General features: G+C 41.6%; 8 protein-coding genes. All 8 read left to right on the top strand.

Features of this window, described 5'->3' with window-relative positions; all coding sequences use genetic code 11:
• Positions 1 to 259 precede the first annotated feature (259 nt).
• The 8 genes from MTN96_RS36370 (at position 260) to nth (ending at position 9053) form a co-directional block, all read left to right on the top strand.
• Positions 260 to 2203 (top strand): GGDEF domain-containing protein, encoded by a 1944-nt coding sequence (locus tag MTN96_RS36370; RefSeq protein ID WP_069439671.1) that lies wholly within the window; start codon positions 260 to 262, stop codon positions 2201 to 2203.
• Between the two features lie 244 nt (positions 2204 to 2447).
• Entirely contained in the window at positions 2448 to 3029 is a 582-nt protein-coding gene (gene rsxA / locus MTN96_RS36365; protein ID WP_008115244.1) for an electron transport complex subunit RsxA, read from the top strand.
• Between the two features lies 1 nt (position 3030).
• Complete coding sequence (gene rsxB / locus MTN96_RS36360) at positions 3031 to 3585, top strand: electron transport complex subunit RsxB (protein ID WP_069439672.1); 555 nt, start codon at positions 3031 to 3033, stop codon at positions 3583 to 3585.
• An 8-nt stretch (positions 3586 to 3593) separates the two neighbouring features.
• Entirely contained in the window at positions 3594 to 5990 is a 2397-nt protein-coding gene (rsxC, locus tag MTN96_RS36355) for an electron transport complex subunit RsxC (RefSeq protein ID WP_069439673.1), read from the top strand.
• Positions 5987 to 7045 (top strand): electron transport complex subunit RsxD, encoded by a 1059-nt coding sequence (rsxD, locus tag MTN96_RS36350; protein ID WP_069439674.1) that lies wholly within the window; start codon positions 5987 to 5989, stop codon positions 7043 to 7045. The genes rsxC and rsxD overlap by 4 nt, the downstream gene beginning before the upstream one ends.
• A complete protein-coding gene (gene rsxG / locus MTN96_RS36345; protein ID WP_069439675.1) occupies positions 7042 to 7680 on the top strand; it encodes an electron transport complex subunit RsxG in 639 nt (212 codons plus the stop codon). Before rsxD ends, rsxG begins: the two co-directional genes overlap by 4 nt.
• A complete protein-coding gene (locus tag MTN96_RS36340; protein WP_036982145.1) occupies positions 7677 to 8375 on the top strand; it encodes an electron transport complex subunit E in 699 nt (232 codons plus the stop codon). The genes rsxG and MTN96_RS36340 overlap by 4 nt, the downstream gene beginning before the upstream one ends.
• 45 nt (positions 8376 to 8420) lie before the next feature.
• Positions 8421 to 9053 carry an endonuclease III gene (gene nth / locus MTN96_RS36335; RefSeq protein ID WP_055013367.1) on the top strand — a complete coding sequence of 211 codons (633 nt, stop codon included), beginning with the start codon at positions 8421 to 8423 and terminating at the stop codon, positions 9051 to 9053.
• The last annotated feature ends 88 nt before the right edge of the window (positions 9054 to 9141 follow it).

The following is a 9141-nucleotide window of genomic DNA, read 5'->3' as shown; positions in this document are numbered from 1 at the left end:
CCCCTTAGCTCAGTTGGTTAGAGCGACGGACTGTTAATCCGCAGGTCCCCCGTTCGAGTCGGGGAGGGGGAGCCAATTTACTACAATCACATAGACATACCCTTCAATTTGCTCTACCATTCTTCTTTTAAAATAAAAGCTTTTTTGCTTAAAAAACTAACTATTTGATAACTATTTGATAACTATTGATATCGAGTTATAATTAGTTTAATAATCATGAGGTTGTGTCCTCCCCCATTTGACATAAAAAGATTAAATAATGGCAGCTTTCAAAAAACTTATTCTTATACAATTGTTAGCTTGGCTGGTACTTGTATCCGCTGGTAGTTATTTTATTAGCCAAAATTTTGATAATGCCATCGGCAATGCTCAGAAAAATGCACAAGCGACCGTTGAGCAATACATTAAAAATCTCTCTGCGACAGATATATCAGCAGAAAATCTTAAAAACACGCTTGCAACTAGTGAAACCTTTTCATATTTTGTTTTACGAGACTATCAAGGCGTTGAAGTATTTTCGGTTAACAATGCAGTGAAATTACCTATTATTGCTGAGCTTATTCAATCTAGTAGCAACTCAGTGCGTCCTCAGTACGCCACAAATAATAACGCAGATATAAAAATTGAATTTAAATTAAACATTACTCACTTGGGTGAGCAGTTTCAAACCGCGTTTTTTGTTATTTTAATTGTTAGCACCCTACTCGCCCTAATACCTATTATATTGATGAAAACCATTGTTAAGCACATTAACGACAATATATGTACGAACGTTGCTGATGTTATTGATGTATATATCAATCAAAACCAACTAGGTGATGATTTTGCAACTAAAATTGATTCACCTGAGTTAGCTAAGTTAGGAAAAAGTTTAATTCCTAGCTTTAATCGTTTATCGCACTTTTTAAAAAGTAAAAATGACAATATAAAAAATGCAGCTCACGATATTAAACGTGAAGCCTACAAAGACGGCGTTACTGAATTAGGTAATCGCAATATGTTTGTTGATTACTACGAAAAAAATATAGAAAACACCGAAATAAGCACATTTGGCTCTTTAGCACTTGTCCGCTGTAGTGAGTTACAGTCAATTAATCAAAGTCGAGGCTATCAAAAAGGTGATGAGTACATTAAGTCGGTTGCAGATATCATAGTAAATATCAGTGGCACCTATTCCGGCAGTCAAGTTTTTAGAGTAAACAGCTCTGACTTTATAATTATATTGCCGAATACCCCGTTAAAAGAAGCTGAAAAATTTGGTGAAAACTTACAATCTCGCTTTACTCAATATATGCAAAACCAAGAGCTTAGCTCGGTTGCAAACACAGGTATTGTGGGGTACGAAAAAGCCAAACCTTTAGGTGAGTTGCTCTCTATCGTTGATAACGCAATGAGTATGGCGCAATCTAAGCAAGCTAATGCGTGGCATGTGCAGCGCGATACTGATCTTGTTAATAATGTGAGCGCAGGGTTTGGTAATCAAAACTGGCGTAAAGTGATTAACGAAGTGATCGAGTCTAAAAGCGTCCATTTAGTGATCCAAAATATTATGCCATTAGGCAAAAGCATTAAAGCCTATGCTGAAATTCAAGCCCGCTTCAAAACAGAAGAAAACCAAGCTTTGCCTACCGCTTCATTTTTAGCAATGGCTGAAAAACTCGATATGGCGATAGAAATTGATAAGTTAATAATAGAAACATCATTAGAAAGAATAAAATCGAGTAATTTATCTGAAAAATACTTTGGCTTAAATATTACCCCTTCAAGCGCGCACAGTGACCAATTTATGATTTGGTTAGAGCGTCGTTTGCTTAAAGATACCCATATTGCTTCTAAGTTAATTTTTGAGGTGAGTGAATTTGGTCTGCAACAAAACATTAAAGCAAGCAAACGTTTTATTGATATGGTGCATCGCGTTGGAGCCAGAATTACTGTTGAACGCTTTGGTGTCGGGCTCACCTCATTTAAGTTTTTCAGAGATTTAAAACCAGACTTTATTAAAATGGATGCAAGTTATACCCGAGGCTTAGAGGATGATAAAAATAATCAGTACTTTATGCGTTTAATGGTCGACCTTGCTCATAGAATTGGCGTCAGTGTTTTTGCTGAGGGCGTTGAAAGCCAAGAAGAAAAACACATTGTAGATACGTTATGCCTAGATGGTGTTCAAGGTTACTACATTGAAAAGCCCAAAGACATCTAACTAATTACCCTATTTAATGATAAAAAAGAGCATTTATGCTCTTTTTTACTTTTTAATGTGTGCTTTTATGACTGTTCAATCGTTAAAATGCTGACAGTTTTTTAATTGCAAACTCCCTTAAATTTAACCCTTTACAATTAGCCCATTATTTAACGTTGTTTATTTAACTGATAATCACTCAACGTGTTGTTAATCACAGTAGAAAAAAGGATAATACACGGGATTTTATTAGCGTGAGGCACACATGACAGAATACGTCTTGTTATTAATTGGAACAGTGTTAGTCAACAACTTTGTATTAGTACAATTTTTAGGCCTTTGCCCGTTTATGGGTGTGTCTGGGAAACTTGACACAGCCATAGGTATGTCTTTGGCAACTACTTTTGTGCTAACGCTTGCCTCTGTAACAAGCTATTTAGTAAATGAGTATATTTTATTACCTTTGGATATTACCTATCTGAAAACAATGAGCTTTATTTTAGTGATAGCTGTTGTTGTACAATTTACTGAAATGGTTGTCAGAAAAACCAGTCCAACGCTTTACCGGTTACTGGGAATATTTTTACCTTTAATAACCACTAACTGTGCGGTATTGGGTGTTGCTTTATTAAATATCAAAGAAGATCACACGTTTTTACAATCGGCCGTTTATGGCTTTGGTGCTGCGGTGGGGTTTTCATTAGTATTGGTTTTATTTGCTGCATTGCGCGAGCGTTTAGCCGCAGCAGACGTACCAACCCCATTTAAAGGTGCCTCAATCGCAATGATAACGGCAGGTTTAATGTCAATGGCCTTCATGGGTTTTACTGGATTAGTGAAGTTTTAATATGACCTTGTTGTACGCTTTAATAGCGCTGGGTTTGCTGGCGTTAATTTTCGGATTAATTTTAGGGTTTGCAGCAGTGCGCTTTCGAGTTGAAGGTAATCCTGTTGTAGAACAAATAGACACCATTTTACCGCAAACACAATGCGGCCAATGTGGTTACCCGGGCTGTCGTCCTTATGCAGAAGCCATTGCCAATGGCGATGAAATAAATAAATGCCCTCCAGGTGGTGATGCGACAGTTAAAAAATTGGCTGATTTGATGGGTGTTGAGGCTAAACCCCTCGCTGGCGGTGAACAAGCAGATCCGGTTAAAACAGTGGCGTATATCCGCGAAGACGAATGTATTGGCTGTACCAAATGTATTCAAGCCTGCCCTGTTGATGCCATTGTGGGTGCAACACGTCAAATGCATACCGTTCTAATTGACGAATGCACTGGCTGCGATTTGTGCGTTGAACCTTGTCCGGTCGATTGTATTGACATGCTACCTGTTGAACCAACAAAACAAACCTGGAAATGGCAATTAGACGCTATTCCAGTTACCCAAATAGATTAGAGGTTTGAGTGGAAAAGTTACTTGAACAAATAAAAAAAGGCACCGTTTGGGCATTTCCTGGCGGCGTACATCCTCCTCAGCAGAAATCATTATCTAATAGTGCGCCTATAGCCAGACTCCCTTTGCCTGAAAAACTTGTTCTGCCTTTAAAGCAGCACATTGGCGCTAGTGGTAAATTAATAGTTGAAAAAAACCAGCACGTATTAAAAGGCCAAGCCTTAACAAAGCCATCAGCTAATTGGTCGGTGCCAATACATGCACCTACATCAGGCACAATTATTGATATTACGCCTATGCCATCAGCGCATCCTTCGGCATTACCTGAATTAAGCATTATTATTGAACCCGATGGCAACGATACCTGGTGTGAATTATCGCCTTTAGCAAACCCAGCCACTGCATCACACGATGAACTGGTTGATGTTATTCATAATGCGGGTATTTCTGGGATGGGCGGCGCAGGCTTCCCAACCTATGTAAAAGCTGATATTAAACAACCTATTGAATTTTTGATTGTTAATGCGGTTGAGTGTGAACCTTACATCACGGCTGACGATACCTTAATGCGTGAGCACGCCGCTGAAATAGTCAAAGGTATTGAGCTAATGCAGCAGTTACTCAATCCGACGCTGTGTATTATTGGTATTGAAGATAATAAGCCCGAGGCTATCACAGCCATGACAGAAGCGGCGAAGCATAACGAGCATATCTTAATACAAACCGTGCCTACTGTTTACCCTTCTGGCGGTGAAAAACAGCTAATAAAACTGCTCACTAACCGTGAAGTACCAAACGGCGGTATCCCTGCTGATATCGGCATTTTAGTACATAACACCGGCACTTTATTTGCGATTCAGCAAGCTGTATACGAAGGTAAACCGTTAATTGAGCGTGTCGTTACCGTTACCGGCAATACTATACATAACCCTGGCAACGTATGGGCGTTATTAGGTACTGAAATTAAGCACTTACTTGATTGCCAAGGTTTTTCACCGGTGCCACAGCAACGCGTGATCATGGGCGGCCCTATGATGGGCTTTACCTTACCCACAGTTCGTATTGGCGTTGTTAAAACAACAAACTGCATACTTGCCCCAGATCATAAAGAGTTAGCAGAGCCTGGCCCAGAAAAAGCCTGTATTCGCTGCAGTGCCTGTGCCGATGCCTGCCCTGCCTCGTTATTACCACAACAATTACAATGGTTTGCTAAATCAAAAGAATACGACAAACTCCAAGAGCATAACTTATTTGACTGTATTGAATGTGGTGCCTGTGCCTATGTATGCCCTAGTGAAATACCACTTGTTCAGTATTACCGCGTTGCAAAAGTTGAAATTAAAGAGCAAATTGCCGAGAAGATAAAATCAGATCGCGCTAAAGAACGCTTTGATGCACGTAAAGCGCGTTTAGAGCAAGAACAAGCTGAGCGAAAAAATCGCCACAAACGTAAACCTGCCCCTAAATCGACCGAAGAGCAGCAAAAAGTAGCCGATGCCCTTGCCCGCGTTAAAGATAAAACCAGCGATGGTGACAATAAATCAGCTGTAGCAGCGGCAATTGCGCGCGCTAAAGCGAAAAAGCAAGGTGGCGAACTCGAGCCAGATAACAGTGAAGTTGCAAAAGAGCGCGCAGCACGTAAAGAACAAGCTCGCCTTTACAAAGAGCAAAAGGCACAAAACAATGGTGATGACGAGCCTGTAGATGATAAAAAATCAGCCGTTGCTGCCGCTATTGCCCGTGCTAAAGCTAAAAAAGCAGCACAAGCCAATGAACAAGCACCAAGTGATGATATAACAAGTGAATCGCCAGTCGCTGCCGATGATAAAAAAGCCGCGGTAGCTGCAGCCATTGCCCGTGCTAAAGCCAAAAAAGCAGCACAAGCCAATGAGCAACCACCAAGCGATGACACAGTAAGTGAACCGCCAATCGCTGCCAATGATAAAAAAGCCGCGGTAGCTGCTGCTATTGCCCGTGCTAAAGCCAAAAAAGCAGCACAAACCAATGAGCAAGCGCCAAGCGATGACACAGTAAGTGAATCACCAGCACCGGCTGCAGATGATAAAAAGGCTGCGGTAGCTGCGGCCATTGCCCGCGCTAAAGCCAAAAAAGCAGCACAAGCCAATGAGCAAGCGCCAAGCGATGACACAGAAAGTGAATCACCAGCACCGGCTGCAGATGATAAAAAAGCGGCAGTAGCTGCTGCTATTGCCCGTGCTAAAGCTAAGAAAGCAGCGCAAGCTAATGCATTAGCACAACAGAATGAAAATGCTGAGCCACAAGGCAACGATGAATCTTCTAACGGTTCAGAGCAAACAGCTCAAGCGAAGAAAAAAGCCGCCGTAGCCGCCGCCATTGCCCGTGCTAAAGCTAAAAAGCAACAAAAAGAAGGAAACGATCAGTCATGAAACTAACCATGGCCAGTTCACCCCACAATCATAGTCACAAGTCTGTGACACGGTTAATGCTAACTGTGATTGCGGCCTGTATTCCTGGTGTTATTGCACAAGTTGTATTTTTTGGTACCGGTGTACTTATCCAATTATTATTAGCATTAGTGTGTGTAAGCGCATTTGAAGCAGCCATTATGCTTATGCGTAAGCGCCCTATTTGGCCTTCATTAAGCGATGGCAGCGCATGGCTAACCGGCGTGCTATTAGCGATTAGTATTCCACCTTTAGCGCCGTGGTGGGTTATTGTTATAGGGTGTTTGTTTGCCATTGTTATTGTTAAGCAACTTTATGGTGGTTTAGGCTTTAATTTATTTAATCCTGCAATGGCAGCCTATGTGCTTTTATTAGTGTCGTTCCCTGTGCAAATGACGGCCTGGTTACCGGTTACAGAGTTACTCAATACGGGCATTACTTTTAGCCAGCAGCTTAGTCTAATATTTAGTGACTTTACAACTCTTGGATACAGCTTAGATCAGCTCAGAGTGGGTATTGATGGCAGCACGATGGCCACCCCTCTTGATACGTTAAAAACAGATATTGCTCATAGCCTTACCGTCACTGAAAGTATGCAAAAACCGGTATTTAATGAATGGGTTGGCCTAGGTTGGGGTTGGGTTAATTTAGCCTTTTTACTCGGCGGCCTTTATTTATTAAAAACAAAAGTGATTAACTGGCATATACCAGTGAGTTTTATTGCCAGTTTAAGCCTATGCGCTGCAATTGGTTATATTGTCTCGCCAGGCACTGAGCCGGGTCTAGTGTTTCACTTATTTAGTGGTGCAACTATGCTCGGAGCCTTTTTTATCGCCACCGATCCTGTATCAGCTGCAACCACTAATCGAGGCCGCCTTATTTATGGTGCCGCAATTGGTTTAATTGTGTATTTAATTCGTACCTTTGGTGGCTTTCCGGATGCTGTTGCATTTGCCGTATTACTGATCAATATTGCAGTACCGCTTATTGATTACTACACACAACCAAGAACTTATGGCCATGGAGCAGTAAAATGATTATTTCTTCAATGGTAAAAAATGGCGCAATATTATGCGGTTTCGCACTCCTTACAACAGGATTAGTGGCCACTATAAACTCGTTAACGGCCGATAAAATTGCAGAGCAAGAGCAACTGCAATTAACTAATCAGTTACAAGAAGTATTACCGCACAGTAAGTACACTAATGAACTTTCTCAAGATTGTGTGATCATATCAGACCCTTTACTGGGGCCATACGACAACCAAGTAATTTACCGTGCACGTAAAGATGACGAACCCGTTGCATTAGTCATTCGTCATGTCACTCCTAGCGGCTACAGTGGCGATATAAACTTACTTAGCGCGGTATATCGCGATGGCAACGTTGCTGGTGTAAGGGTTACTAAGCATGAAGAAACCCCAGGTTTGGGCGATAAAGTTGAAATTAAAAAGTCAGACTGGATCACCTCATTTAATTCAAAAACAGTACAAAGCGAAAGTGACGCGCGTTGGGCCGTTAAAAAAGATGGTGGTCAGTTTGATCAATTTACTGGCGCAACCATTACGCCTCGCGCCGTTGTTGGCTCAGTTAAAAATGCGGTAGTGTATGCACAAAATAACTTTGATGATCTTTTTGCAGCAGCGAATGCTTGCCCTGAGGTAACACCATGAGTGAATTAAAAACCCTTTATAAAGAAGGCCTATGGGGAAATAACCCCGCCTTAGTACAGTTATTAGGTTTATGTCCTTTACTTGCTGTTACCTCCACGATTACTAATGCGCTAGGTTTAGGCTTAGCAACCTTGTTAGTGTTAGTCGGCTCTAATATTACCGTATCAATAGTGCGCAATTGGGTGCCTAAAGATATCAGAATACCGGTTTTTGTAATGATCATTGCCGGTTTTGTGACGATTGTGCAGCTGTTAATGAACGCCTACACTTTTGGCCTTTATCAATCTTTAGGGATTTTTATTCCGTTGATTGTGACTAACTGCGCCATTATTGGTCGTGCTGAAGCATTTGCCTCTAAAAATCCAGTGCATTTATCTGCCTTTGATGGCTTGATGATGGGCTTAGGCTTTATGCTGGTACTAGTTGTACTTGGCGCTATGCGAGAGCTGATTGGCCAAGGCACATTATTCGATGGCGCCGATTTATTACTCGGCCCTTGGGCTTCAGCTTTACGCATCGAAGTATTTAGCTTTGATAGCCAATTTTTACTGGCCATTTTACCACCCGGCGCATTCTTAGGGCTTGGGCTGCTGATCGCCGCTAAAAACGTCATTGATGCACAAATAAAATCAAAACAAGTAACGCCGCCAGAGGCTGAAAAAGGCCCACGAGCGCGTGTTACTAGCTTAACTTAAGGGGAAAACGCATTAACTGAATAAAGCTAATGCGTTTTAAGTTACATGAATAAAGAAAAACGTCACCAAATACTCACGCGCTTGCGCGATGACAACCCACATCCTGAAACGGAGCTTGAATACTCAAGCCCGTTTGAGTTACTAGTTGCCGTTACGCTCTCAGCACAAGCCACCGATGTTGGGGTAAATAAAGCCACCCGAAAACTCTTTCCAGTGGCAAACACACCGCAAGCTATTTTAGATATTGGCCACGACACACTGCGTGATTACATAAAAACCATCGGATTGTTTAATTCCAAAGCTGCGAACGTATACAAAATGTGTCAAATATTGGTAGATCAGCATAACGGTGAAGTGCCAGAGAATCGTGAAGCCCTAGAAGCCCTTCCTGGCGTTGGCCGTAAAACTGCTAACGTAGTATTAAATACAGCCTTCGGCTGGCCGACTATCGCGGTAGACACGCATATTTTTCGTGTATCTAACCGTACCAAGCTTGCCATGGGTAAAGACGTGGTTGCGGTTGAGCAAAAGCTCGAAAAAGTGATCCCCAAAGAATTTAAAGTCGATGTGCACCACTGGCTCATTTTACATGGACGTTATACCTGTGTGGCGCGTAAGCCAAAATGTGGCAGCTGTATTATTGAAGACTTATGTGAGTTTAAAGAGAAGACAGAGTAATTAAGGCCTGCTTTGTGCCCAGACTGTGTGAAAACTCTGATCACCTTTTGGTCTAAGTATGTTCTGCTTATGATCTATTAATCTATAC

The organism is Pseudoalteromonas sp. 2CM28B, assembly GCF_023161935.1.
The sequence above is the reverse complement of the archived record's forward strand: the minus strand, read 5'-3'. Positions and strand labels throughout refer to the sequence as shown.